Origin of the sequence: Pokkaliibacter plantistimulans (assembly GCF_003194385.1) — a bacterium.
In the GTDB taxonomy this organism is placed as follows: Bacteria; Pseudomonadota; Gammaproteobacteria; order Pseudomonadales; family Balneatricaceae; genus Pokkaliibacter; species Pokkaliibacter plantistimulans.
Genome location: NZ_LAPT01000056.1, coordinates 1 through 26,708, shown reverse-complemented (window position 1 = coordinate 26,708; position 26,708 = coordinate 1). Strand labels below are relative to the sequence as shown.

24 protein-coding genes and 1 rRNA gene are annotated in these 26,708 nt (G+C 55.7%); 14 read left to right on the top strand and 11 right to left on the bottom strand.

Annotation, left to right across the window (positions count from 1 at the left end; all coding sequences use genetic code 11):
• Positions 1-12: 12 nt before the first annotated feature.
• Positions 13-1,053, top strand: coding sequence for a zinc-dependent alcohol dehydrogenase family protein (locus tag WH50_RS12625; RefSeq protein WP_110187632.1), 1,041 nt, complete (start codon positions 13-15; stop codon positions 1,051-1,053).
• 53 nt (positions 1,054-1,106) lie between these two features.
• Here the strand turns inward: WH50_RS12625 and WH50_RS12620 are convergent, their stop codons facing one another.
• Complete coding sequence (locus tag WH50_RS12620) at positions 1,107-1,721, bottom strand: TetR/AcrR family transcriptional regulator (RefSeq protein WP_110187631.1); 615 nt, start codon at positions 1,719-1,721, stop codon at positions 1,107-1,109.
• Between the two features lie 137 nt (positions 1,722-1,858).
• Here WH50_RS12620 and WH50_RS12615 point away from each other — a divergent pair, with 137 nt between their 5' ends.
• The 4 genes from WH50_RS12615 (at position 1,859) to WH50_RS12600 (ending at position 6,217) form a co-directional block, all read left to right on the top strand.
• Positions 1,859-3,112, top strand: a complete 1,254-nt coding sequence (locus WH50_RS12615) for a serine hydrolase domain-containing protein (protein ID WP_110187630.1) — start codon at positions 1,859-1,861, stop codon at positions 3,110-3,112.
• 190 nt (positions 3,113-3,302) lie between these two features.
• Positions 3,303-4,631 carry an alginate export family protein gene (locus tag WH50_RS12610; protein WP_110187629.1) on the top strand — a complete coding sequence of 443 codons (1,329 nt, stop codon included), beginning with the start codon at positions 3,303-3,305 and terminating at the stop codon, positions 4,629-4,631.
• Positions 4,632-4,654: 23 nt separating this feature from the next.
• On the top strand, positions 4,655-5,758 hold the full coding sequence (locus WH50_RS12605) for a polyamine ABC transporter substrate-binding protein (protein ID WP_110187628.1): 1,104 nt from the start codon (positions 4,655-4,657) through the stop codon (positions 5,756-5,758).
• A 105-nt stretch (positions 5,759-5,863) separates the two neighbouring features.
• Entirely contained in the window at positions 5,864-6,217 is a 354-nt protein-coding gene (locus WH50_RS12600; RefSeq protein WP_110187627.1) for a DUF3237 family protein, read from the top strand.
• On the opposite strand, the gene WH50_RS12595 is transcribed toward WH50_RS12600, so the two are convergent.
• On the bottom strand, positions 6,194-6,628 hold the full coding sequence (locus WH50_RS12595; RefSeq protein WP_110187626.1) for a PACE efflux transporter: 435 nt from the start codon (positions 6,626-6,628) through the stop codon (positions 6,194-6,196). The two genes, WH50_RS12600 and WH50_RS12595, sit on opposite strands and share 24 nt — an antisense overlap.
• Positions 6,629-6,752: 124 nt before the next feature.
• Between WH50_RS12595 and WH50_RS12590 the strand changes: the two genes are divergently transcribed.
• Positions 6,753-7,646: a LysR family transcriptional regulator gene (locus WH50_RS12590; RefSeq protein ID WP_110187625.1), complete on the top strand. Its 894-nt coding sequence runs from the start codon at positions 6,753-6,755 to the stop codon at positions 7,644-7,646.
• Positions 7,647-7,905: 259 nt separating this feature from the next.
• Here the strand turns inward: WH50_RS12590 and dkgB are convergent, their stop codons facing one another.
• The gene (dkgB, locus tag WH50_RS12585) at positions 7,906-8,712 is read right to left on the bottom strand and encodes a 2,5-didehydrogluconate reductase DkgB (RefSeq protein WP_110187624.1); all 807 of its coding nucleotides are present in this window, start codon (positions 8,710-8,712) and stop codon (positions 7,906-7,908) included.
• A 122-nt stretch (positions 8,713-8,834) separates the two neighbouring features.
• On the opposite strand from dkgB, the gene WH50_RS12580 reads away from it, so the two are divergent.
• The 3 genes from WH50_RS12580 (at position 8,835) to WH50_RS12570 (ending at position 12,919) form a co-directional block, all read left to right on the top strand.
• Positions 8,835-9,737 carry a LysR family transcriptional regulator gene (locus tag WH50_RS12580; protein ID WP_110187623.1) on the top strand — a complete coding sequence of 301 codons (903 nt, stop codon included), beginning with the start codon at positions 8,835-8,837 and terminating at the stop codon, positions 9,735-9,737.
• Positions 9,738-10,326: 589 nt separating this feature from the next.
• Positions 10,327-11,139: a formate/nitrite transporter family protein gene (locus tag WH50_RS12575; RefSeq protein ID WP_104151724.1), complete on the top strand. Its 813-nt coding sequence runs from the start codon at positions 10,327-10,329 to the stop codon at positions 11,137-11,139.
• A gap of 55 nt (positions 11,140-11,194) precedes the next feature.
• On the top strand, positions 11,195-12,919 hold the full coding sequence (locus tag WH50_RS12570) for a bifunctional protein-serine/threonine kinase/phosphatase (protein WP_110187622.1): 1,725 nt from the start codon (positions 11,195-11,197) through the stop codon (positions 12,917-12,919).
• An 8-nt stretch (positions 12,920-12,927) separates the two neighbouring features.
• Here WH50_RS12570 and WH50_RS12565 read toward each other — a convergent pair whose 3' ends face one another.
• Positions 12,928-13,344: an ACT domain-containing protein gene (locus WH50_RS12565; protein ID WP_110187621.1), complete on the bottom strand. Its 417-nt coding sequence runs from the start codon at positions 13,342-13,344 to the stop codon at positions 12,928-12,930.
• A 230-nt stretch (positions 13,345-13,574) separates the two neighbouring features.
• On the opposite strand from WH50_RS12565, the gene WH50_RS12560 reads away from it, so the two are divergent.
• Positions 13,575-14,177, top strand: coding sequence for a nucleotidyltransferase family protein (locus tag WH50_RS12560; RefSeq protein ID WP_110187620.1), 603 nt, complete (start codon positions 13,575-13,577; stop codon positions 14,175-14,177).
• A 113-nt stretch (positions 14,178-14,290) separates the two neighbouring features.
• Here WH50_RS12560 and WH50_RS12555 read toward each other — a convergent pair whose 3' ends face one another.
• Together WH50_RS12555 and WH50_RS12550 are read right to left on the bottom strand one after the other, a co-directional pair.
• On the bottom strand, positions 14,291-15,019 hold the full coding sequence (locus WH50_RS12555) for a nitroreductase family protein (RefSeq protein ID WP_110187619.1): 729 nt from the start codon (positions 15,017-15,019) through the stop codon (positions 14,291-14,293).
• Between the two features lie 38 nt (positions 15,020-15,057).
• On the bottom strand, positions 15,058-16,569 hold the full coding sequence (locus WH50_RS12550; protein ID WP_110187618.1) for an FAD-dependent oxidoreductase: 1,512 nt from the start codon (positions 16,567-16,569) through the stop codon (positions 15,058-15,060).
• A gap of 50 nt (positions 16,570-16,619) precedes the next feature.
• Here WH50_RS12550 and WH50_RS12545 point away from each other — a divergent pair, with 50 nt between their 5' ends.
• The gene (locus tag WH50_RS12545; protein ID WP_110187617.1) at positions 16,620-17,165 is read left to right on the top strand and encodes a MarR family winged helix-turn-helix transcriptional regulator; all 546 of its coding nucleotides are present in this window, start codon (positions 16,620-16,622) and stop codon (positions 17,163-17,165) included.
• 135 nt (positions 17,166-17,300) lie between these two features.
• On the opposite strand, the gene WH50_RS12540 is transcribed toward WH50_RS12545, so the two are convergent.
• Positions 17,301-17,486: a DUF7230 family protein gene (locus WH50_RS12540; RefSeq protein ID WP_110187616.1), complete on the bottom strand. Its 186-nt coding sequence runs from the start codon at positions 17,484-17,486 to the stop codon at positions 17,301-17,303.
• A gap of 346 nt (positions 17,487-17,832) precedes the next feature.
• Positions 17,833-18,531, bottom strand: coding sequence for a pirin family protein (locus WH50_RS12535; RefSeq protein ID WP_110187615.1), 699 nt, complete (start codon positions 18,529-18,531; stop codon positions 17,833-17,835).
• A gap of 188 nt (positions 18,532-18,719) precedes the next feature.
• Between WH50_RS12535 and WH50_RS12530 the strand changes: the two genes are divergently transcribed.
• From WH50_RS12530 to mprF, 3 genes are all read left to right on the top strand, one after another.
• The gene (locus WH50_RS12530) at positions 18,720-19,544 is read left to right on the top strand and encodes an ATP-binding protein (RefSeq protein ID WP_110187614.1); all 825 of its coding nucleotides are present in this window, start codon (positions 18,720-18,722) and stop codon (positions 19,542-19,544) included.
• Positions 19,545-19,972: 428 nt separating this feature from the next.
• Positions 19,973-20,821, top strand: coding sequence for an AcvB/VirJ family lysyl-phosphatidylglycerol hydrolase (locus tag WH50_RS12525; protein ID WP_110187613.1), 849 nt, complete (start codon positions 19,973-19,975; stop codon positions 20,819-20,821).
• Positions 20,822-20,841: 20 nt separating this feature from the next.
• The gene (mprF, locus tag WH50_RS12520) at positions 20,842-23,466 is read left to right on the top strand and encodes a bifunctional lysylphosphatidylglycerol flippase/synthetase MprF (RefSeq protein WP_110187612.1); all 2,625 of its coding nucleotides are present in this window, start codon (positions 20,842-20,844) and stop codon (positions 23,464-23,466) included.
• A gap of 98 nt (positions 23,467-23,564) precedes the next feature.
• On the opposite strand, the gene hpaA is transcribed toward mprF, so the two are convergent.
• From hpaA to rrf, 3 genes are all read right to left on the bottom strand, one after another.
• Positions 23,565-24,506 carry a 4-hydroxyphenylacetate catabolism regulatory protein HpaA gene (gene hpaA / locus WH50_RS12515; protein WP_243410097.1) on the bottom strand — a complete coding sequence of 314 codons (942 nt, stop codon included), beginning with the start codon at positions 24,504-24,506 and terminating at the stop codon, positions 23,565-23,567.
• A gap of 126 nt (positions 24,507-24,632) precedes the next feature.
• Positions 24,633-26,138, bottom strand: coding sequence for an aldehyde dehydrogenase family protein (locus WH50_RS12510; RefSeq protein WP_110187611.1), 1,506 nt, complete (start codon positions 26,136-26,138; stop codon positions 24,633-24,635).
• A 238-nt stretch (positions 26,139-26,376) separates the two neighbouring features.
• A 5S ribosomal RNA gene (rrf, locus tag WH50_RS12505) occupies positions 26,377-26,492 on the bottom strand.
• Positions 26,493-26,708 lie beyond the last annotated feature (216 nt).

Here is a 26,708-nt window from a genome sequence, read left to right as displayed (position 1 = left end):
AGGTCACCAGCAATGAAAGCCATCGTCTACGAGAACTTCTGTACCGCTCCTCAGTTAATGACTGTGCCTGACCCCACGCCAGAGGCTCATGGCGTCGTCGTACAGGTCAAGGCGACGGGGGTGTGCCGTAGCGACTGGCATGGCTGGATGGGTCATGACCCGGATATCCATCTGCCTCACGTACCGGGCCATGAGTTTGCGGGAGTCATCGCTGCCGTGGGTAAGGATGTGCGCCGCTTCCGTGTCGGTGACCGCGTCACCGTGCCTTTTGTCAGCGGCTGCGGTGCCTGCCCTGAATGCTATTCGGGCAATCATCAGGTCTGTGGAGCTCAGACGCAGCCCGGCTTTACTCACTGGGGTTCCTTCGCTGAGCTGGTGGCTCTGCACAATGCGGACGTCAATCTGGTCACCCTGCCCGAACATATGGACTACGCAACAGCAGCCAGTCTCGGCTGCCGCTTTGTGACTTCCTTCCGCGCGGTCGTCGATCAGGGCAAGGTTTCCGCAGGCCAGTGGGTCGCGGTGCACGGCTGCGGGGGTGTCGGGCTGTCCGCCATCATGATCGCCAACGCCATTGGCGCGAACGTTATTGCGGTTGATATCGGTGAAGACAAACTGGCGCTGGCCCGCTCACTGGGCGCGGTGGCCACGATCAACGCCAGTGAAGTGGATAACGTTGCCGAAGCCATCAGAGAGATCAGCCGCGGGGGTGCTCATGTCTCCCTGGATGCGCTCGGGCACCCTGTCACCTGCGTCAACTCCATCAACAGTCTGCGCAGGCTGGGGAAACATATTCAGGTGGGCTTATTGCTGGCCGAGCACGCGACCCCGGCTATTCCCATGGCCAGAGTGATTGGCCACGAGCTGGAAATTATCGGCAGCCACGGCATGCAGGCTCATCGCTACGATGCCATGCTGGCCATGATCATGTCAGGCAAGCTGCAACCCGAGAAACTGCTGGGCCGCACCATCACGCTGGCAGAATCCATTGAGGCGCTGATGACCATGGACAGGGCTACCACCGCCGGTGTGACTGTGGTCACAGCATTCTGATCCCTGACCTGCCGCGCGCTGAAGCGTGCTGCATCAGCGCGTGGCGATCTTATTCACTCTCCCTGCAGCCCATGCAGTACCAGTGCCGAAATCTTGCGCACCTGTCTGAAGTGCGCCTCCATGTCAGGCGGGTCCTGACTGACCAGCCGCAGCAACTGCAGATGGGAGTAGTCATTGAGCAGAAAAGCGGCGGCGGCAATATCTGCATCAGCGCGCAGCTTGCCGCGCAGTTGCAGGCGCTCCAGCAGACGCTCTATTTCCCGTTGCAATTGCTCATTGGATGCCCGATAGGCTTCCGGCAATTCGTTGTTGCCTCCGATCAGAATGATCGGCAGCACTTCACGCCAGAACGCTGCCGGCAGTATCTGCAGGCTGTTGGTGATCAGGCAGCGCTCCAGCTCACACAGCGCGTCGAGGGGATCATCAAACTGATCGATGATTTCCGTGACATCAACAATGGCTTTGTGGTCCTGCTCGCGCAGCATTTCCAGCAGGATCTCCTGCTTGGAGCTGAAATATTTAAATACCGTCGGCGATGAAACCCCCGCTTCGCGGGCAATCTGCTCCACGGTGGTTGCACTGAATCCCTGCTGTTCAAACAGCCGCACCGCAGACTGGGCAATCGCCTGTTTGCGCGCCAGCTTCTGCTGTTCTCGTAATCCGCTCACGTTTTCTCACACTCGCTCAGTTTCGTGCTGCAAGCATAGCAACTTAACTTACATCAACAAAATATTTTATTGACTAAATTTTTTTATAGGATTAATACTTTTGCCACATCAGATTCAGTCACCACTGGATGAAAACCATGCTTAACCACACCATGACCCTGAGTGAGCACTACCAGCTTGCCCGGGAGATGCTGGAAACCGGCAAGGAAGTGCCCCTGCCCTTCATGAAAGGCTTCCCGGCGGAGCCCGAGCTGCGCGTCACCTGGTCCAACTGGATGCATCCCCCTTTCAATCGCTGGGGGTTCCGCCATCTTGCCCGTTTGCGGCCATCGATCAGTGTTTCTGCGGGCAGCGCGGGCGCCGATGTGCTGGAGTCCTCCCTTCTCCCGCTGGACTCCTTACATTTCACCAGCACCTGCGGCGAAGACGTCACCGTGCTAGAGCATCTGCTGGCAAGCCATACCGATGCATTTCTGGTCATGCAGCAAGGTCGTATTGTTTACGAACGCTATTTTCAGGGTCAGCAGGCCAATGACCGACACATCATGTTCTCCGTCACCAAATCCCTTATTGGATTGCTGGCGGAACAACTGATCAGTGAAGGCAAACTCGATGACCAGGCGTTGACACTCGACTACATCCCGGAGCTGGCGGGCAGTGCTTTTGCCGATGCCAGCATTCGACAACTGCTGGATATGGCGGTCGGTATCGCTTACAGCGAGGTGTATGACGACCCCGCTTCAGAAAGCTCGCAATACGGCTATGCCTGTGGCTTCCAGCCCACCCCTTCAGGCTATGAACAGTACCGCTCGCTGTATGAATTCCTGCCGTCACTGCGCAAGAACGGCGAGCACGGCGGCTTTTTCCATTACGTGACCGCCACCACCGAGGTGCTGGCCTGGGTCATGGAGCGCGCCTGTGGTCAGCCCTGCGCCCGTTTGCTGGAGGCGATCTGGAGTGAAATAGGTTGTCAGCGTGACGGTTATTTTCTGGCAGACCCCTGGGGGCGCAACGTCGCCGGTGCCGGATTCAGTGCCACCCTGCGTGATATGGCCCGACTGGGAAGACTGATTGCCCATCAGGGCCGTTATCAGGACAAAACACTGATCAGCGCCGATACCATTCGTCGTATCGCGAAAGGTGCAGACCCCGCTATTTATGCAGCTAATACCGAGTTTTCCGGCTGGACGCCCGGCGCCTCCTACACCAGCCAGTGGTATGTCTTTGCCGAAAGCCAGCAATTAATGGCGGGAGGTATTCATGGCCAGTATCTCTTTATTGATCTGCAGAAAGATATTGTGGTGGTCAAGCAATCTGCATTACCAACAGCGGTCGGCTATATGGATAGCGACTCGGTGACAATGATACGTACCATTATGAAGAGATTATAAGACCAAATTATTTATTCAGAGCCATCCGGAAAAAGACGGCTACTAAATAGCCAGTAGAAAAAATAACTATTCAACCAATAAAAAGACATTCTCCAACCATATCTCGGCAAAAATAAAAACAAATTCAGGATATGCATTCTATTTTGTCATGCATGCCTGTTTTCTGAATCGGAAAAACAGGAGTTAAAAGGTGGAAAGACGCTACCACGTGTGTGGCATATTGGCGGCTGCATTGCCGTTAATATGCCCTACCGCTCAGGCAGGTTATGTATTTTCCAACGGTGCCCTGTCAGGGGAAGCAACCCTTGATCTGGGCGCGGCCAATATCATCAGCCGTCATGTCAACTTCGGCACAGGTCGGGTAGATATACGCAACGGCGAAAATACCGGTACTTCCGCCACCTGGCAGGAAGGCTATCTCAAGCCCGGGCTAACCCTGAATTACCAGCTCAATGACGACTGGGCACTGGTTGGCGGAGGTTCAGTGGTGTCAGCCACCACCCTGGGTGATGGCGATGCCGGAGGCTTTTCCCGCAGTTCCGACGGCAAGACAGCCGTTGAAGAACTCTATGCCGGTGTTCATTACCGGCAATGGACGCTCACTCTGGGCCGACAGAACTTCATGGTCGGCAATGGCTTTATCGTCATGGACGGCAATCTCGACTTTCTCAAGGACGGCGCTTACTGGCTGGGGCCACGCAGTGCTTTTCGCGATGCCGCTGTGCTGACCTGGGATAACCAGGCCCTGCAAGCTCAGGCCTTCAGCCTGCGTACCGACAGTGATCTCGGTGATTTTCGCCTGACGGGCGCTAACGTTGACTACAACCTTAACGATCAGGTAACACTGGGCGCCATGGCGCTGGGCGTGGCCACGATAGCGGACAGCAGTCAGTCCACTCAGCGGGATGGGATGCGGGTTTATGATCTGCGCGCGTTGCATGGCGTGCTGCCCGGCGTACCCAACCTCACCCTCAATGCCGAAATGGCCTGGCAGAAAGGCAGTAGCAGCACCACCGAATACGATGCTACCGCCTGGTATCTGCAGGGTGACTACCAGTTCACCTCCCTGCCACTGCAACCCACCATTGGCTATCGCTATGCCAGTTTTTCCGGCGATGATGACCTGACGGACAACACCAGCAAGGCCTGGGATCCGCTCAGTAAAGGCTTTATTGACTGGGGTACCTGGCTGATCGGCGATGTGGTGGGCAATTACCTGATGAACAACAGTAATGAAAATGTGCATCAGCTCAGTGCCAGACTACAGCTGAACGATGCCTTTACGCTGGGTGCCATGCATTACCAGTTCTGGCTCGACAAAAATAACTTTCTCGGCACAGCGGTAGAGAATAAACACTTTGCTGATGAAAGTGTTGTCTACCTTGATTATGCTCCCAATGCCCAGTTTTATTCGTCACTGTCCTATAACTGGGTAAAGCCGCAAGCCGCTGCAAAAGAATTATTTGGTGATGACAAGCCATTCAGTGCGATAGAACTCTACTTCACTTACAAATACTGATCAGCCCTGTTGAGGAATTATCAATGAAACCTTCTTTCAGACTGGCTTGTGCGTTTGCGCTGTCTTCCACGTTATTGGTACAGACAGGATTTGCCGAAGAGAAAACAGTACGTATATTCAACTGGATTGAATATATGCCACAGGATGTACTGGACGACTTTCAAAAAGAAACCGGCATTCACCCCATCTATGATGTATTCGATAATGTAGAAACGCTGGAATCGAAATTACTGACCGGCAATTCCGGTTATGACGTGGTATTTCCCGGCACGGCCAATCTGGGCAAATTGATTAAGGTAGGCGCACTTGAAAAGCTCGACCGCTCAGAACTCAGCAACTGGTCTCATCTCGACCCGGACTTCATGAAGAACCTGGAGGCCGTCGGTGATACAGGCAATCAGTACGCAGTACCTTACATGTGGGGCACTACCCTGATCGGCTACAACGAAGACAAGGTCAAAGCGGTACTGGGAAATGATGTGAAAATCGACTCCTGGAGCATCGTTTTCAACCCCGAGTACATGGCCAAACTGCAGCAATGCGGCGTCGGCTTCCTCGACGCCTCCAGTGAAATCCTGCCGATTGCCCTCGACTACCTCAAACTTGATCCGAACAGTACGAACAAGGCGGACTATAAACAGGCCACCGCGCTGATTCAGGGTATCCGCCCCTATGTGCGCTATTTTGACTCATCGAAGTATGGGATGGATCTGGCCAACGGTGATATCTGCATGGCCGTAGGCTGGTCGGGCGGTGTGGTACTGGCCGACAAAATCGCCCATGCGGCAGGTAACGGCATCACAATCAAGATGAGCATCCCGAAAGAAGGCGCGCCGATGTGGTCCGACGTGATGAGTATCGCAGCCAACGCCCAGCACAAAAGCGAAGCACATGCCTTTATCAACTTTATCCTGCGCCCGGACATCATCGCCCGTATCAGTAACGCTGTGGGTTATCCCAACCCCAATGTCGATGCCACGGCGCTGGTCGATGCTTCCATCCGCAATAACCCGAACATGTATGTCAGTGATGAGGTCAAACAGACGCTGTTCCCGCTGAAAGCCGTGCCTGATGCCATCGAGCGTGTCCGTACCCGCGCCTGGACAACGGTCAAGACAGGTCTGTAACTCCCCGGAACGGGTTCACCATCGCGGACAAACCGGGCTGGCTAATGCGTTGGTGAACCTGTTCGTATCTTGCAACGTACAACACGCCCCCGGCTGAGATTGCCAATGACATACCCAGATAACGCCCGCCCGACGCTGATAAAACGGCTTGATATTGAAGTCGATATCGCCCCTGCGCTCACTCTGGGCGAGGTGGCCGAAGGCACACGGATGAACTACCCCATTACCGGTGGGCGCTTTACCCTGTTTTGCCCTTCAATAGAGCAGATAGACGGCACCGTGATGCCGGGCGGTTGCGATTACTTCCTCGAAATGACGGATGCCACCGGCAGGCTGGATGCGGTCTATAGCCTGATGACCGATGCCGGTGAACTGATCAATATCCGTAATCAGAGATGGCTGTGTAAACCCACCACGTTGTTCAGTAGAGGGAGCTCAGGACGCAGGACACTCCGGTAAGGCGGATTTGGGCAGCCCAAAGACAAGATCGAACGCCCAGTTGTAGACAAAGGTGTAGACCATGAAAAACAGGGTCATGCTGATATCCAGTGTCAGCGCCTTCCACCAGGAAATATCCAGCCACCAGACGAAGAACGGCACCAGCAACAACGACAGGCCAAGCTCAAAGCCGATGGCATGGCCTACCCGCCTGCGCAAGCTTCTGCCCTTCTGCTGCTGTCGCGCTTCCCACCACTCGAACAGCGTATTCCAGACAAAGTTCCAGAGCATGGCCAGCGCCGAGGTAACGACGGCACCGATGCCGGCCGTTTGCTGGTTGTTACCCAGCAGGCTCAGCACGCCGGCGGTGATCATGATGGCGATGGCTTCTGAAAGAAGGACGTAGACGATTTTCCGTTTGATGCCTTGCATGGCCTTTCCCGTTGTTACTGATCATCAGGCATGAATGACAGCGACTGGCCTGAATGGCGCCTACTCTATGTGTTGAAAGCTGATATGTTTAGTCAGCTCCTTTCAGAATAACTGACAGATCCCTATGGCCTTTTCTACCGACAACATCACCCTGTTTCTCACCGTGCTGGAGTGCGGCTCCTTTTCTGCAGCGGCGCGCAAGCTGGGGCGAGTCCCCTCTGCGGTCAGCATGGCCATCGCCCAGCTGGAGGCGGAGCTGGATTTACAGCTGTTCAATCGCAGCGGCCGGGAACCCGTCCCCACCGAAGCTGCTCTGGCGCTGGAACCACAGGCCCGCCAGCTGGCCGCGCTGCATCAGCAGATGGAGGCCCATGCGCTGGCACTGCATCGTGGGCTGGAAACCCGGCTGACGCTGGCCATCGCACCGGAGTTGCTGGCTACCCGCTGGAGTGAACCCATTCCACAGCTGGCAGCAGAGTTCCCGGCGCTGGAGCTGGAGATACTTGCCGTGCCGCAGGAGGATGCGATGCAGATGCTGCATCGTGGCAGTGCTCATCTGGCGGTGGTATTTGAACGCCCGACCATCGAAGAACGTGAAGTCTTTCAGGAAATGGGTAGCGAAAAGCTGATCATCGTTGCCGCTCCTCAGCACCCACTGGCGCAGGTCAGCGCTGAAGCCAGACATGAGCACTTGCTTGAACACCGGCAGATCATGGTCGCCGCCAGTCGTGATGCACCATACAGCGACCCCAGACTGGTGCAGTCCCGCCAGCTATGGCGCACCGACAATCACCTGGCTGCCCTGCGTCTGGTACAGGAAGGTCTGGGCTGGGCGCTGCTGCCGGTTTCACTGGTACAACCGTCCATTCACAGTGGCGAGCTGATTGAGGTGGTGTTTACCAACATGACCAATGAGCGTCTGCTCTGGGCAGATGTGGTCTGGAGCACGGAAAAACCGCTGGGGCTGGGTGCCAAACGCTATGTGGAGCTGATTCAAAAGAGGCAACGTGGCGGCTGAAAAGGTTTCTGGCGGTTCTGTTTGGGTATTTTCGAGGTCTTTCAGAAAAATATACTTTTTACGTATCAGATATTTTTAATACATATATTTTCAAAACCTCTCCTTCGACACGTCCACAAAGTCTGTTTTCAGGCCTAAGGTTTGTTTTCAGGTGTCTTCAGGTAGCAGCTCTGCATTTTGGCGCATCTTGCCGGGCGTTTCCGGCAGGATGCGCTCACTTTTCACCTGTGGGCGAAGGTTCTTATCCGCGGGTGAAGCATCAGTCATCCCATTCGGCAGCTAATCCTTCCGGGCTGACTTCACGACCTTTGCGCTCAAGGCTGTCGATCAGGGCCATATCGCTATCACTCAGCGCTAGCTGCGGTGCCAGCAGGTTCGATGCCAGGTGGTTGCGTTGGGTTGACGACGGGATAACCGCATAACCTTTTCGCAATGCCCATGCCAGTACCACCTGAGCCGGCGTGGCAGGAATACGTGCTGCGATGGCCTGAATCAGCGGATCCTGCAGCACCTTGCCATACGCCAGCGTCATATAGGACGTCACCGGAATCTGCTGCTCCTGCAGAAAGCTCACCAGCGTTGGATTCTGCAGGTAGGGGCTCAGCTCAATCTGATTGGTCGCGATATGCTCCCTGCCAACCGCAGCTATCGCCTCTCTGGTCAGTGCGATATTGAAGTTGGAGATCCCTATTTCCCGGGTCAGACCGGCCGCTTTGGCTTCTGCCAGCGCCTGCATGTACTCGGCGACAGCAACGCCATTCCCCGGTGCAGGCCAGTGAATCAGGGTCAGGTCGACATAGTCACTGCGCAATTTGCGTAAACTGTGGTGCAGGCTGTCGATCAGCGTGTGCTTGCTGTAGTTTTCGACCCAGATTTTGGTCGTCAGGTAGATCTCCTCGCGCGCCACGCCACTTTCCGCAATCGCCTGCCCGACCTCCGCTTCATTCTGATAAATCTGTGCGGTATCCACTGCCCGATAGCCCAGCTCCAGCGCCGTACGGACCGAATCGATGACCACCTGCCCCTGCAAGCGAAACGTCCCCAGACCAAATGAAGGAACAGCCATGACACACCTCTTTTCTCGTGACTTGTCGGATTTGCATCCGTTGTGATTGATCTCAGTGTGCCGCTTCATTACCTTTGCAAAAACACGCCTTTCAACGAAACACTTTTGCGTATCAGTCAAGAATGAAAGCCACTCTGGATGAAATGCAGGCCTTTCAGGCCGTTGTGGACTGCGGCTCTATCAGTGCAGCAGCAGAACAGCTTGGGCAGACGGTCTCGGCGACCAGCCGGTCACTGGCGCGGCTGGAAGAAAAGCTGAATACGTCACTGCTGAGTCGCACAACGCGACGACTCAAGCTCACGGAGGAAGGCCAGCTTTATCTGGAGCGGGTGCGTGACATTCTGACGTCTGTTGAGGAAAGCGAAGAATTGCTGGCGCTGCGGCGTGATCAGCCCGCTGGCCTGTTACGGGTAGATGCCGCCTCGCCCTTTATGCTGCATGTGATTGCACCACGGGTAGCAGACTATCAGCAGCAATACCCCGAAGTGCAGCTGGAGCTGAACTCCAACGAGGGCATTATCGATCTGCTGGAGCGGCGCACGGATATCGCCATACGGATAGGCCGCCTGAAAGACTCCACGCTGCGGGCCATGCCCATTGCCTCCAGCCAGATGAGAGTGGTTGCCAGCCCCGGCTATCTGGCGCAGCGTGGGATGCCAGTCAGTGTCGCTGAGCTAGCATCACACCGTCTGCTCGGCTTTACCCAGCCGGAATCGCTGAATGAATGGCCGCTGCTGGCGGAAGATGGTCAGTTACTGCACATCCATCCACAGGTCAAAGCCTCCAGCGGCGAGACATTAAGGCAAATGGCACTGAATGATGGAGGCATTGCCTGCCTGTCCGATTTTATGACACGAGCAGACCGGCAATCCGGCCGACTGGTACAGCTCTTCCCTGAGCTCACGCTGGTGTCACGGCAAAGCATCAATGCCGTTTACTACCGCAACACCACTGTTTCTGCTCGGATCAAGTCTTTCGTCGACTTTCTGGCGAGTACCATCGGGCCACAGAGCTTCGATGACTAGAGTTCCCAGCCGATGCGCTCAGACACCATCAGGCCATTACTGCCATCAGCCATGGTTTGCGACGGGTCGCCTGCCCCCTTCCCTTACGGCGCTATCCGGTAGAGCTGGCATGGCGCAACAGTGCCTCTCCCGACAATGCCGTGCTTATCGTCAGGGAGGTCATTCGTGAGCTGGTGAGTGCGGAACGATACTTCGTGATGGATTAGCCGCCAGCGTACTGTGCACGTTTGCGATTCATTGAAGCGCACTACTGCACTGCAACAGATCAGCGATGCCTCGTTATTGCCACAGACAGGTTCGCATACTGCTCTCATAACTCATTGATAGTGCATTTTTTTCTCAATCAGAAACACTTTGGCACATACTGTGCTTAGAACAGGTATTCTCCGAGGCACCCAATCAAACGCTTCGCAGACCGGACAATAGCGTCCACGCTCTCCTGAAACAGGTAAGAGCGTGGACGCTTTTTTTTGCTCTGCAAAAGCCAGGACCTCGGAGACAACCCGTTAAACGCACCACCCAACAAGGCGTTGCAGCAGTAGTCGGTGATGTACGCCTTTTTCAACGATGTTCCATTGAGGATTGCGAGATGTCTTACATTATTCCGTCTGAGTTTGTGACCAAAATGGTCGATGCCGGTGAGTCCAAGATTTACATGGCCACCCGCGACACCCTGATCCGTGGCTATATGGCCGGAGCCATTCTGGCGCTGGCAGCTGTTTTCGCCGTGACCATTGCGGTTCAGACCGGTGTTCCTCTGCTGGGCGCTGTGCTCTTCCCTGTGGGTTTCTGCATGCTCTATCTGATGGGCTTCGATCTGCTTACTGGGGTCTTCATGCTGACGCCGCTAGCGTGGCTGGATCGCCGTCCGGGCGTCACCATCAGCGGCATCCTGCGTAACTGGGGTCTGGTGTTTATCGGTAACTTTGCTGGTGCACTGACCGTGGCCTTTATCATGGCGTTTGTTTTCACCATGGGCTTCAACACCGACCCGGGTGCCGTCGGGACCAAGATCGCCGGTATTGGCGAAGCGCGCACCCTGGGTTATGCCAAGTATGGTTTTGATGGCTGGCTGACCATTTTTGTGCGCGGCATGCTGTGTAACTGGATGGTCTCCATGGGGGTGGTCGGTGCGATGATTTCCACCAACGTCAGTGGCAAGGTGCTGGCCATGTGGATGCCCATCATGCTGTTCTTCTTCATGGGTTTTGAGCACTCGGTGGTGAACATGTTCCTGTTCCCCTCGGCGATGATGATGGGCGGTGCCTTCTCGGTGATGGACTACTTCATCTGGAATGAAATCCCCACTGCACTGGGCAATCTGGTGGGAGGTCTGGCCTTCACAGGTTTGACCCTCTATAGCACCCACGTACGCACCGCACCCAAGCGCACTCTTTCCTGATACCTTCGCCCCGGTCTTGCCGGGGTAGTCTTCCTCCCGACCAACGTTTGACGCAATGAACCAACAGCTGACGCTTCGATTCGGACAGTATTCCTCTGCAGGACGCAAGGCGAGCAATCAGGACTTTCATGGCGCGCTGGTGCCGCTGCAGCCACAACTGACCAGTAAAGGCGCTGCCTTTGCCATTGCCGATGGCATCAGCAGCAGTGAAGTCAGCCATATCGCCAGTCAGTCTGCGGTGGCCGGTTTTCTGCAGGATTACTTCTGTACCAGTGAAACCTGGTCAGTCAAACAGTCTGCCCAGCGTGTCATCAGCGCTATCAACTCCTGGCTTCATGCACAAAGCCGTCAGGGCCAGTTCCGCTACGCCATTGACCGGGGTTATGTCTGTACGTTCAGCACACTGATCATCAAGGCCGCCAGCGCGCATCTGTTCCATGTTGGTGATGGCCGCATTCATCGGCTGTCAGGAAGCCATCTGGAGCAACTGACCCAAGATCACCGCATGCATGTCTCCGCTGAGCAGCACTACCTCAGCCGGGCACTGGGCATTCATGATCATATCGAAATTGATTACCAGTGCCTGCCAGTGGAAGCAGGTGATGTGTTTGTACTCACGACCGACGGTATTCATGAGTTCATCAATGAGTCAGTGATGGCGCGCTGTATTGAGGACTGTCAGGATGACCTGACGCTGGCCGCCAGAGCCATTGCCGAAATAGCCCTCAATCACGGCAGTGATGACAACCTGACGATCCAGATCGTGCGGGTCGAGCAGTTGCCGGAGCCCTCCGCCACCGAACTGTACCAGCGCCTCAATCAGTTACCCTTTCCTCCTGAGCTGCGCCTGCGTGCCGAATTCGATGGTTTCACCATTCAGCGTGAACTGCATCACTCCAGCCGCAGCCACCTGTATCTGGCCATCGATAATGCCTCGGGGGACCGGGTGGTGATCAAGACGCCCTCCCATGATCTGCGCCACGATGAGGCCTATATCGAGCGCCTGCTGATGGAGGAGTGGATCGCCAGACGCATCAATAATCCCCATGTGTTGCGGGCCTGGCCGATGGAGCGCCCGAGACATTTCCTCTATCTCACCAGTGAATACCTGCCGGGGCAGACGCTGGAGCAGTGGATGCGTGACCACCCCACGGCTGATCTGACCGCAGTGCGCTCCATCGTCGGGCAGATTGCCAGAGGATTGCGAGCCTTCCACCGGCTGGAAATGCTGCATCAGGATCTGCGCCCGGCCAATGTCATGATCGACGAACACGGCACCGTCACACTGATTGACTTCGGCTCGACCCGGGTGGCAGGTGTGGCAGAGCTCAGTGACCGCACACAGGCCGAACCGATCCTCGGCACCCTGCCCTACACGGCGCCGGAATATTTCAGCGGAGATCCGGTTGGCGAGCAGGCCGATCTGTTTTCACTGGCCGTGATGACTTACCAGATGCTCTCCGGCCATTTGCCCTATGGCACTCAGGTGGCGACCGCCCGCAGCCGGGCTGCTCAGGCCCGGTTGCACTACGATTCCGTATTCTCCCATCGGCGGGATATTCCACTGTGGGTGGATGAAGCACTGAAGAAAGCCCTGCAACCACAACCGTCACGGCGCTATGACGCCATCTCAGAGTTTGTTCACGATCTCAATCAGCCGAATCCGCGTTTTATCGCCGAGCATCGCCCGCCACTGCTGGAGCGCAACCCGCTGCTGTTCTGGCAGGGGCTCAGTTGCCTGCTGGCTCTGCTGTTGATCTGGCAGCTTGTAAAGCACTGACCGTATCGTCACTGCGAGGGCATCGACCCCTGCTGCAGCTCACGCAATACCTGCACCGCCTCTTCGCCGCGCCCGGCAGGTACAAAGATATGATCGTGACAGGCACCTGCCACCACATTACAGCTCAGTTGCGCCCTGCCCAGCGCACTGGCAAATGCCGCCGTCAGACCCACGGCGGCAAGGTCTGAATGCACATGCAAGGTAATCCACTGGCAGCGAAACAACACCGACAAGCCCCGCTCGGCAGCGGTGGCCTCCGGTACGATCAGTGTCAGCCCCTCCGCTTCCTTCATGCAGCCCACATAGTCCAGCCCGCGCAGGTCGGTGTCGCTGGCAACCATCACGTAGGCATAGATACCGTCATTCAGTACAGGTGACATGCTGGCCAGCAGCTGCTGCAAATCAGAGATCGGGGTGAACTCCATCGGTACGCGCTCCGTAGTCAGGTTTTGTATTGCTGTGGGGTATCTTACGGGCTCAGCGGGCAGGCGCTGGCAAAACTGCTAATGAGCAATTAGTCAGGCTGTTACTACTGTTTACCAATCACCTCGGTTTGCAGCGGGCCGTTGAGATTTCATCCTGACTGGCCTATGAATATCGAAGCCAGAAACGCACTGGCTACACCGTTTCTCTCGCTTGATGAGGACAGAAGACAATGGCATCCATGACCGACAACCGCTCGCCGCTCAAGACCGCTGCAATCGTGTTGGCTGCCGGGAAAGGCACGCGCTACAAACACGAAGGTAAAACACTGGCCAACAAGTTGCTGGTGCCCTGTACGGGCCTGAATGGCAAGCGCAGGTCGGTACTTGAACACACCCTGAGCAGTTTCGCAGGCAAGGTTGATCAGCTGATTGTCGTCACGCGACCGGAGTACCCGGATGTGCTGTCTCTGGCGGCCAACTATCACGCCACGGTTATCAGCCTGCCCTCGAGCGGTATGGGCGACAGCATCAGCGCTGCCGTCCCTGCGGTAGCAGATGCTGCCGTTGTCATGGTGGCACTGGGTGATATGCCCTATATCAAAGACAGCACACTGGAGGCCATTCTGGCTCACGCCAGCGAAGAGGCCATCGTCACGCCCCTGTATGAGGAGCAGCGTGGCCATCCGGTCTGCTTTGGCAGGCGCTATCTGCCGATGCTGGCCGAGCTGCATGGTGATGTCGGTGCCCGGCACCTGCTGCAGGATTTTGATGTAACCGATGTGGTCGTCGATGACCCCGGCGTCCTGCACGATATTGATGTGCCGGAGAAATAGCCTTCTTCTTGCAAGCGCTCTGCTGCGAATGGCCACAGGCCTGATCCCGTTTCGGGACGTCGCAGCAGAGCACCAATGCCGGGTTATTCCTCAACAACCTGTTACGTTCCGCCTTAATGCGTGATCACTACATCCCCCTCCTCACGCCGCCAGCGCTGTTCAATACGTGCACTGTCTGCACGGTAACCAAGGGCAATCACCAGTGGAACTACCGAACCGCGCGGTAAACCCAGAATCTTTGCCACCTGGGGAGCGGAAAAGCCTTCCATCGGGCATGAATCGATGCCCTTTGCCGCCGCGCCAAGCATTAGGGTCTGGGCCGCAAAAGTGGCATTACGTGCGGCCCAGTGGCGGCTGCCAATATGACCCACTGGCAGTAAAGACAAACTGGGACGAAGCCATCCGGCGATAAACACCAGCGGCCACCACCACACCGAGCCTCCCAGACCTAGTATTTTCTGAAACTTGCCGATCTGCGCGCGGTGATAGTCTCTGAACTTCTGCTCCAGCGTGTCAGAGGTATCAATATGCTCAAGCTGTGCCAACGCTGTCTGTCTGCCCAGCTCAGGGCTGGCAACCACCACGATCAGTTCTGCTGCCGTCATGGCGGCCTTTTGTCCGTTGCAGGCCTGAGCAACCCGAGCCTTGATGGATGGGTCACGTAGCCAGTGAAACTGATAGGGCTGGAGGTTGCCACTGGAAGGAGCCAGCGCCGCCTCGGTCAGCAGCGCCCGGACGTCCTGCTCCGGTATTGGTGTGGGGGAAAAGTCCCGGATCACACGACGGAATCGGTTAGCGGCCTGAAACACTGTCCAGGGCCGCACGGGTTCTGAAGCATTCATTTATCGATCTACCAAAGAAGGTGGTAACAGGTGTCAGATCAGTTCAGCACACGCGCGGACCCCAGCCCCATGCGTGACAGATAGCTTTCCAGCTCGGCGAGATCATGGCTGCCGACAATGGCGCCGACATAACCATCCGGGCGCACCAGTATCCAGTCCCCTGCTAATGGGGCATAAGCTGTGGCGAAGTGCAGTCCGTCATCGATGATGTCGCCCTGCTTATCAATATGATGGATATGCAGACCCGGGCGAGGTTGCACTGCACCGTGTTCCGTCTGATACCCAAGCAGGGTCCAGTGGGTGCCACGGAGCAGATCAAAGACTCGCTGTGGCATTCCTGCCGCGCCGCGTACCGGGGCATCGGGAGCACGATCCCCAGCGAGCAGACCACCAAAACGCCGGGGCTGCTCCAGTACCAGCGATGACTCGGAATAGCCAATATCCAGCTGTTTAACCTCACGGCCACGACGCATCTCACCGCGCATGGTGGAGTCAAGCAGTCTGGTTGCCAGACCGAGCATGTCAGCAGCAATGGGCCTGCGCTCTTCTTCATAGCTGTTAAGCAGGTCTTCATCTGCGCCCTGAATCACCGCAGCCAGCTTCCACCCCAGATTGTAGGCATCCTGCACACTGGTATTGAGGCCCTGACCACCCGTGGGTGGGTGGATATGTGCCGCATCGCCGATCAGAAACACCTGACCAACACGATACTTATCCGCCAGCCGCGCATTCATGCGGTAAGCAGAAGCCCAGGACACGGAGTGAATGAGGATATCCTCGCGACCGGTGCGTTCAGCCACCATCGCCTGCAAGCCAGCAGCTGACAGATCAATGTCGCCTTCCAGTGGAATCGGCCCCTGAATCTGGAACAGGTCGGTACCAGCCAGTGGGCAGAAAGAAATCTGCCTCGCCATATCCCCCTCACTGAAACGATGCCATACCTCACGCCCGAGGCCAGACAGCGTCACATCGGCAACGATGGCCCGCACACTCAGCGTCTTACCGGGAAAACCAACATCAAGCGCATAACGAACAAAACTGCGGCCTCCATCGGCGCCCACCAGCCAGCGCGAGCGCACCTGCTCTTCTCCTGTCTGGTTGCGCAGATGTGCTGTTACACCCTGACGGTCCTGTTCAAAGCCAACCAGTTCACAGCCATATTCAGGCCGATGCCCCAGCTCAATAAGGCGCTCCCGCAGGACACGCTCCGTCAGAAACTGCGGCACCATCAACGGCTGCAGATAGGGTTCTGAGGCTGTTGGCGCCTGTCGCTCAACGACCTCGGCTTCAGTAAAACTACCGTCCGCCTGATAGTGCCGCTCGGGAGGATAAGGCCCACCCGCTGCTGCCAGCCGATCAAGAATGCCAAGGTCTTCGAATACTTCCTGAGTGCGTGGCTGAATGCCTTTACCGCGCGAACCGTGGAATGGGCCGTCCTTCTTCTCGATCAGACGAAAGGCAACACCACGGCGTGCCAGTTCGATGGCCAGCGTCAGTCCAGCGGTGCCAGCACCACAGATCAACACATCAGTATTCTGTTGTTGCTTCATGGCGCCTCCATATATGTGTAATATGCACATACTGTTTTAGAGGTGAATTTATGTCAAATAATAATGTGCAAAATACACACATAATGGCACTACTACGTGAGCTGCACGGTTCCCTGCTAGAGATCGTTGGCATCATGAACAGCCCGCAGCGAGATGAGGCCATGGTCAAAGAGGCAGGAATATCGCTGGATCGAGCGCTGTTTCCGCTGCTGGTGATGGTTGAGCGGCTTGGTCCTATCGGCATCGTCGAACTGGCTGAACGCGCGGGTCGCGACTACACCACTGTCAGTCGGCAGATTGCCAAACTGGATAGCCTCGGTTTGGTCGGTCGTCAGGAAAGCCCGCTGGATCGTCGGGTGCGAATGGCCGTTATTACTGACAGTGGCAAAGCGATGACTGATCGGATTGACGAGGCGCGTCAACGTATTGGGCTGGCCATATTTGCCGGTTGGGAAGAACAGGATATTGAAAATCTGGTCCGGCTGATGGGCCGCTTCTCTCGTGACGTCAGGCAGGCCGCAGACTCACTGGGCGAGCCCCTATTACCAGAAATGGCAGAACCAGCAATCTCAGACCAGCCGGGCGTGGCAGAATGAAAGCCAGAATCACTGGATGAGGCAGATTAAAAAGAACGGAGAAAGCGGAGTGTGTCTAACCTGAATGAGCACATCGAAGCTTTAGCAAGGCCGGGACGTGCTGCAGTAACCGGAGATAACCTGATCTGATGCCACTCAGGCGGTAACAAGTACCATCAGATCAGGCCACCACCGGCCTGCATTTTTTTCTTTACCGCGTTTCATGTCTTTTTTGCGGTCTACGTGAGTTTGAGCCTTGCAGAATGTCTCGGCATGCTTGGCGACCAGATTATTCAGCAGTGGCAGCACCTGCTGCGTTCTGGACCTGGTTTTCTTACCCATGTCATTTCTCCTGATGATAAATATGCCCGAGGCGCGCAATGCGCCCGGGCAGTGCATTGTAGTCTTAGTTTCCACTCAGGCGTAGCGCTGTCTTCAATCTCATACATCAAGGCTTGAAATCTGCGTTATTGTTCGACCGTGGGTAACGACGCTTCAGCTTCCACCCGATCACGTCCCAGCCCTTTGGCTTCATACTGCACAGCGTCCGTCGCTTCGATAATATCGATCAAACACTGCTTTCCAGCTGAACTGACTGCCGATCAGCTGAACAAAAAAAGGCCTGTCGATGACAGGCCCAATAAGCACATTACTAACACTATGAGAGGACAAAGCAGGTTCAGTCACCTCAATCCACTTCGACCAGAATGACCTCACTGTCTTCAAGGGCGGTTACTTTGAGCAGTGATTCCTCCCGCACCGCCACGCCATCCCGTGCCGACGCCACCGCACCGTTCACCTGAATGGCACCTGTCGCGGGTACCAGATAAACCTGACGTCCCTCGGCGATGGCGTACTCTGCCGTTTGCCCTTCTTTCAGAGTGACGGCCGCCAGCCGTCCATCGGTACGAATTGACAGGGCAGCCTCATCACCCTCATAACCACTGGCGAGAACAACAAACTGACCATCCCGCTGCGCTTTAGGGAACGGCTTGGTCCCCCATGAAGGTGGCAGACCCTGTTTGGTAGGCAAAATCCAGATCTGGAATATCCGCGTCAGTTCTGGTTCCAGGTTGTACTCGCTGTGCACGATGCCGGTACCGGCACTCATCACCTGAACATCACCCGCTACAGTGCGGCCTTTGTTACCCAGACTATCCTGATGGGTAATAGCCCCCTGCCGCACATAGGTGATAATTTCCATGTTGCTGTGTGGGTGTGGAGGAAAACCGGAGTTGGCCTGAATTTCATCATCATTCCAGACGCGCAGGCTACCCCACTGCATACGCTTGGGATCGTAATAGTCGGCAAAGGAAAAATGGTGACGAGCATTCAGCCAGCCATGGTTGGCACCGCCGAGACTGGAGAAGGGGCGAACTTCGATCATGATGCATCTCCTTGAAGCTGTGACATGCCTCCGGGGTGACGATGACGGAGGGGATATGCTGTTATGATCTCAGCCAGACTGATTCAGAAAAAGCGTAAATATCCGCACGACTTCATCAGAATTTTAGATTGGATACGACCCAGGTTCGTACTGAAATTGTGAAAGTGTTAACAAGAGAGCCCGATGACATGAGCTGGATTCTGGATGCTCTGATGCAACGCTGGCAGGTGGCAGACTATTACCAGGCGTTGGGAAATGATTACCCGCTGGCGCTGATTGCCCATCCCGCACGGACCAATCTGGCGCTGTCCCACTGCTATAACGAATTGCTGGATGAGGGCCACCAGCTGTCCCCGGTGCAAGCAGCGCAATCCTTGCTGGTTACCCTGTTCAGACCTTATACACAGGGCGCCGGAGAAGAGTCAGGCATCACCGCTATGGCAATGGCCTCCCGGTTATTTCATTGCCCTGCCCCTTATGGGATGACTGCCCGAGCATGGTGGCAGGTTGTTGCTGAAATCGCAGAACAACGTTACCTGTCTGCTGACATAACCCCCGCCAGCAGCAACCAGCCGCAGCTGATTCTGCTCTGCGGTATTTCAGGTTCGGGTAAAAGTACGCTGATTGCAGACCGCTATGCCAAAGCTACGGTGATTTCTCTAGATGACATTCGCGAGCAGCGGTTTGGCGAACGCCTGAGCCAGACAAATAACGATAAGGTGGTGGCAACCGCTCATCGACGGCTGAATACACTACTACGACCCGGCCATACGATTATCTGGGATGCAACAAACTATCGGCAATCCTATCGTCAGCCACTGATTGATATTGGTCGCCGGCACCATGCCTGTATCGAGATAGTGCTGCTGCAGGTCAGTAAAGCGACAGCATTGAGCCGCAACGCTGAGCGCGAATATGCCATCCCTGCCGAGGCCATTGAGCGGCAGATTCAGCGATTCGAGTTACCCAGAGAGGATGAAGCTGACGCAGTGCGTATTGTGTTCAATGATTGAGCCTTGTTGTGACACAGTGCGCATGAACTTTCATGCGCTGTCATTTCACTGTGCAACCTAGTGCATTTACACTTTCACTTTCCCGCCAATTTCACGCCTTTTTGCTCTCATTCACTGCCCTCCCGATATCCGGCTGATGAACTTTATCTTCCGTCTCATGCGGGTTTGCGGGCACATTTCAGATAAACGTCATGATCCTTCCTTGAGCAGGTCATGAATATGGCTGGACTATGTAAATTGGTTTCCCGACATAGCAAACATTGAAACTGGCTAAATTGTTTCAGTCGCAGTTTCATAGCGCGCATGAGCTGCTGTCTTTCGAATAAAGGGCAGCAGTAAAGCGCCTGTTCGGCACATCTTTCTGTTCGTTGAGCGCCCTCTCCCGCCATGCCAAGCGTTTCAAGGTGCCCTGCTCAAGAGGAATTCAGATGAAATCCCTGTTCTCTGCCCGCCGTCTGTGGCTGGGCGTTGTACTTTGCGCCCTACTGCCCGTGCTGATGGTCAGTCGTGCCATGGCCGATGATGACAACGGTAAAGGTCCGAAAACGGTCGATGTGCCGATCGAAGGCAAGCCGCATGCCGTAGCCGTGGTCTATTCAGGTGACGGCGGCTGGCATGATCTGGATAAAGTCATCGGCGAATGGCTGGGCAAGAACGGTTATGCCGTGGTGGGCGTTGATACCCTCAACAGCTTCTGGAGCAGCAAAGAGCCCAAGTCAGTGGCCAAAGACCTGAAGAAAATTGTGCATCGCATGGACCCCACGGACAGCTTGCCTGTTCTGATCGTGGGCTACTCGTTCGGTGCCGATGTATTCCCCTTCGCCTGGCCAGAGCTGGACCCGGCCCTGAAGTCCCGCATCCAGCTGGTCAGCCTGCTGGCACCCGGTTACCACACGGCCTTCCACGTCAGTGTTGAAGGCTGGTTAGGGATTGATCACGGTGATCATGACGTTGTGCCTGCCATTGCCGCCTTACCTGCCGAAAAAGTGCTGTGTGTCTACGGCTCCGAAGATAAAGACGACACCTCCTGCATGGCACCTGCACTCAAGCAGATCTCGGTTATCGAGACCTCTGGCGACCATCACTTTGATGAGGACTACCCCGCACTCGCGGCCAAGATCAACAACGCCTTCAACACTAAACTGGAATCACTGGCCAGCCAACAAGGTGGGGGACCTGCCGCCGCCTCCTCTGTCAAAGCGGTCGCCACCGACGCCGTCAATCCTGATACCACCACGGCATCGGTTGACAGCACCTCGGTCAAAGCCAACGAATAACTGCCGCTACGAGTTTTGTCATGCGTCCGACTGTAGAAGAAAAGGAAGCTCTGCCCCACGCTCCGTCCTATCTGACGGAGCAGATCAAGCGCTGGGCACCACCAGCGCTGACCCTGATTCTGTTTGCTGCCGGGTTGCTGGCCCTGCAGCATCTGCTTAAAAGCGTCAATGTAGACGACATCCGCAACGAGTTTCAGCAGGTGCCCTGGAGCACACTGGCACTGGCGCTGCTCACGACCCTATTGGGTTACATGGCACTGGTGGGCTACGACGCCACCGCTCTCAGTCACATCGATAAAAAGCTACCCATGGAACGGGTGGCTTTAGGCTCCTTCTGCGCCTATGCCCTGGGCAATACCATCGGCCTCTCTGCCGTATCCGGTGGCGCTGTGCGCTACCGTTTTTATTCAGGCCTGGGTCTGGATGCGGCTGAAGTCGCCATGGTGTCCACCTTCTGTGCCGTCTTCTTCGGTATCGGTGTGGTGGTGGTCGGCCTTGCCGCGCTGGTCGTTCACCCCGAGGCGCTGACCTATATCCTGTCGTTATCCGCAGGCGAAGTGCAAAAGATCAGCGCCATTGCACTGGCTGTGCTGGTCGGTCTGGGTGCCCTGCTCAGTATCTCCGGCTACAACCTTCGCCTTGGCCGCTTCGATCTGCGCCTGCCCCGCCCGCGTGTGCTGCTCAGTCAGGTGCTGTTCTCTGTGCTGGATATCACCCTGGCCGGCGCGACGCTGTATATTCTTTTACCTCCTGAAGCCACTATCAGCTTCCCCGCTTTCGTTGCCATCTTTGCCACCGCCCTGCTGGTTGCCGTGCTCAGCCATGTACCGGGTGGCGTCGGCATTTTCGAAAGCATGATTATTGCGGCTCTGGGTAAACACGTGCCGCTGGAATCCGTTGCAGCTTCTCTGCTGCTGTTCCGCATTGTCTATTATCTGGTGCCCTTCTGCCTCGCGCTGGTACTGATCGTCCTGCATGAAGTAGTGAGCAACGTCAAAGCCACATCAGCGCTGGCAGGTGTGCGTCGGGTCATGGGGCCAAGCCTGTCCGGCCTTGCAGAACTGGCGCCCATCGGCCTTGCCGCCATGGTGTTGCTGTCTGGCCTCTTCCTGCTGTTGCTGGGTCTGATCCCTCTTCCTGATGATCTGCTCAGCGACGTCAACGATGTTCTGCCCTTAGGCGGCATCGAAGCCTCCAGCATTCTGTCCGGCGCGCTGGGTATGGTACTGGTGATGCTGTCTACCGCGCTCAAGCGCAGGGTCAAGGCCGCTTGCTGGATCATTATTGTCGGGCTGATTGTCGGTGCCGAAGTGGTGGTCATGCAGCGCCTCGACGTCGTACACAGCGTGTTGCTGCTGGCCGCTGCCGGGGCGATCTATCTCAGTCGCCGGGAGTTCCATCGTTCATCACGCCTGACCATTGGCATCTGGTCCGCTAACTGGTTTGCCTTGTTGCTGTGCGTATCGGCACTGGCCGCTGCCTTGCTGTTTTTCGCCAATAAAGACACCGCCTACAGCCATGAGCTGTGGTGGCAGTTTGCAGAAGATCAGCAGACCCCACGCGCCCTGCGTGTCGCAGCCAGTGCGGCGGTAGTGGCACTGCTCAGCGTACTGTTCTATGCCTTGCGTCCGCCACGTATGGAAGTGGTGGAAGCCACTCGAGACCACCTTGAAGAAATCCGCCCGGTCGTACGTCAGCAGAACAACCCCGAAGCCAGTCTGGTATTCACCGGTGACAAGTCGCTGCTGATGTCCTCCGACAAGAGTGGCTTCATCATGTATGCCGTGCAGGGGCGTAGCTGGATTGCTTTGGGTGGCCCGGTTGGTAACCCCGCTGTCGCTGACGAGCTGATCTATGATTTCGTGCAGATGGCTGATCGTCATAACGGGCGGGCAGTGTTCTACCACGTCAGCGATAAACGCCTGCCGTTATTTCTCGATGCCGGGTTCAGCTTCAACAAACTGGGCGAAGAAGCCATCGTGCCGCTACCCACTTTTTCCATGGAAGGCTCGGAGCGCAAGCGTCTGCGTCAGACCGTCAGCCGTGCTCAGCGCGATGGGTTGTCGTTCCGTATTGTTGAGGCGCCTCACGCCAGTGAACTGCTGACGGAACTCAAACAGATCTCCAGCGAATGGATGCAAACCAAGCACGTCAAAGAAAAACGCTTTTCTCTGGGACGGTTTGACAGTTTCTACCTGAACAGCGGCCCACTGGCACTAATCGAACACCAAGGGCGTATTGTGGCCTTTGCCAACATACTGGAAACCGATACCCGCCAGACCGCCTCCATTGATCTGATGCGACACAGCAATAGCGCACCTGATTCCGTGATGGAGTACCTGTTTATCGAGTTGATGCTGGCACTGAAGGAAAGAGGTTTCGCGGCTCTGTCACTTGGCCTGGCTCCCCTTTCCGGACTGGACAAGTCGTCGCGTCGGCAAATCTGGAATCGCCTGGGCATGACGATTTACCGGCATGGCGGACACTTCTACAACTTTGAAGGTTTACGCCGGTTCAAAGCCAAGTTCGATCCGGAGTGGCACCCCCGATATCTGGCCACCTACGGGGGGTTGGACCCAATGCTGGCGATGGCCGATGCCACGACGCTGATCAGCGGTGGTTTGCGTGGTGTGGTGGTTAAGTAAGCAAAGATAAAAAGCCCCCGTCATTGACGGGGGTGGGTAAACAAAGAAGCGGCTTTCGCCTGTTAACTGCGTGTTTCACGCTCAACCATACCTTCCCGTCAGATGGCCTCACGCTGCCGATACCCACTGGCCGTCATTGAAGTTGCCCGGCGGAAAAAACGGGCAAAGTAAGCCGGATCATTGAAGCCAAGGGTATAGGCAATTTCGGTGACACTGTGATCGGTAAACATCAGCAGACGTTTAGCTTCCTGCACCACCCGATCATGGACCAGACGCTTGGAAGGCAAATCCGATAGCCGCCGACAGATGTCATTCAGACGTGACTCGCTGATATTCAGCTTTCCGGCGTAGCGATCCAGCGTCCAGTGCTCCTGATAATGAGCTTCGATCAATTCGTTGAAGCGGTGGAAGATGCCTATTTCATCCTTGCGAGTAGCCTGCGCGGGCTGATTCTGGTCGGCATAACGCAGCAGGTGGACGAACAGCAGGCGCGTCAGTGTGATCAGCGCCAGCTCCCGTCCGCTGCGCTGCACATCAGCAAACTCCGTTGCGATCAGGGCAAATAATGTCATCAGCTCCTGACTGGAATGAGCCTCACGGTCCAGCGCGACACATAACGGCTGATCGATACAGCCACGCAAACTCCCGGCCTGCATACCCTCGAAATGGGACCAGACCAGTTGCTGTCGCACCGTCAGCACATGACCCGTACTGCCGGTTTCGGTGACAAAGGCATGAGGGATGGTTGGGGGCGTGACAAAGAACATCGGCCCTTCAACCACATACAGACGATCATCCAGATACACCCGCACGACTCCGCTCATGACCAGATGCACCTGAAAAAATCGATCATGGCGATGCACGGGCATATTACGTCCAAAAAAGTCAGCCAGCTTCTCAAACCCTTCGTAGTGGACGTCCGCTTCGGCGTAACGCTGATCGTACTCCTGCCCAATATTAATGTTGGGGATGGGCGTGGCGGTCGTAGCGCCCGGTATTGCTCGTGCGGTGTTGGGGTCAGGTATGACCATCGTATTCATAGCATCACTTCTTAATTATTGTTATTGATCGCTCGGTGTTACTTGCATGAATGACGCGCTATCAAGTTCGCCTCTCAGATGTTCACCTGATTCAGACAAGTGAACATCCAGTCACGACGTTAGCGCTTAATCATGGGCAATACAGACGGATTTGATCTCCGTAAAGCTCTCCACTGCGCCCTTTCCAAACTCACGTCCCATACCCGACTGCTTGTGACCACCAAAAGGCATCGCAGGATCCAGAGGCACATGAGTATTCACCCACACCGTCCCTGATTTGATCTTAGGCACCATGCGCATGGCAGTGTTGAGGTTAGTGGTCCAGAGGCTGGCTGCAAGGCCATAGTGGGAATCATTCGCCAGCGCCAGCACCTCGTCTTCCGTATCGAACGGCATGACAGCCAGCACCGGACCAAAGACTTCGCTGTGAATGATGCTGTGGGAGTGATCGACAGCGGAGAGAATCGTCGGCTCAACGTAAAAGCCATCGCCTTCCGGTACTTTGCAGCCTTGATGAACCTGCACGCCCTCTGCTTTTGCCTGCTCAAGAAAGCGATAAATGGACTGCTGATGTCGTCTTGAAACCACTGGATTGATCTGGGCATCAGGGTCCATGCCAGGGCCGATACTCATTCCATTCACTGCATCGATCAGGGCATTCATTACCCCCTCATAGTGACTACGCTGCACGTAGATGCGTGATGCGGCGGCACATACCTGCCCCTGATTGAGCAGGCCGCCCATCATGATTCCGGGAACGACCTGAGCAATATCCGCGTCATCCATGATAATCAGCGGGTTCTTCCCTCCCAGCTCAAGAGTGAACCGTGCCATCTGGTCAACCGCCGCGTGACCAATGCGCTTACCCACTGCGGTGGAGCCTGTGAACGTCAGCTTGCTGATCAATGGATGAGTGATCAGCGCCTCCCCGGTGGTCTTTCCATCACCCGTAATTACATTGACCACACCGTCAGGAACCCCTGCTTCCGTTAACAACTCGGCCAGACGCAAAGCCGTCAGAGGGGTTTCCTCGGAAGGTTTCAGTACCACAGTGCATCCCGCTGCCAGTGCCGGAATGATCTTCCAGGTGGCAATCATCAAAGGGAAGTTCCAGGGTACGATTGCCCCTACTACACCTATTGGTTCACGCCGGGTATAAGCGGTGTACCTGGCGCCCTGCGGGACAGGAATGGACACGTCCATCGTTTCCCCGCCGATCTTGGTTGCCCATCCCGCCATATAACGGACAAATTCAATGGTGGCCCCTACTTCGATAGCACGTGCGATATGAATAGACTTTCCCTGATTGAGGGTTTCCAGCTGGGCCAGCTCTTCGCTGTGCGCTTCAAGAACATCAGCAACTTTCAGCAGGATACGCTCTCTGTCAGCTGGACGGAGTGCTGACCAGATACCACTGGTAAAGGCGTGATGAGCACTGCGTACGGCGGTATCGACCTCATCGCTGTCCGCCTGGGCAATGCTGCCAATAACCTGCCCTGTCGCAGGATTGCACACCGGCAAGCGCTGCCCTGACCTGCTCTCCTGCTGCTTTCCGTCGATATACAAGCCATGCTGGCGTTGTAAAAAGGCCTGAACACTTTCCAATACAGCAATCTGACTCTGCGCGGGCATGCGACATCATCTAGCCGGAAACTATCAGTCTATTGATAGTAACTCCTGGCATCTCTGCTATTTTGTTGAGGCTATTTTCTATTGCGAATGGATGCATGTCCCCTAGAAGCGTTCGTCCATTCCAATAGAAAGTACAAAGATCTTCTGTTAGTGAGCACAGCATTAGACCAAAAAATTTAATAGAACCCCAAAAAGCAAAACCCCTGACCGTTACCGATCAGGGGGTGCTGTATTTCATGCCTGGCGATGACCTACTCTCACATGGGGAAACCCCACACTACCATCGGCGCTGACGCGTTTCACTTCTGAGTTCGGGATGGAATCAGGTGGTTCCACGTCGCTATGGTCGCCAGGCAATTCTGGCTGAGTCTCTCGGGCTTACTTCCTCTGTCCACTTCCGCTGACAGCCGCCGGTTTACTCAAATAAGGGTGGCTCTAATTTGATATTTAATGACGTTCACAAAATCTCTTCGTCTATCCAGTGCTTCACCAAGTCTCTTAGCTTATATGGCCAAGCCGCACGGGCAATTAGTATGGGTTAGCTCAATGCCTCACAGCACTTACACACCC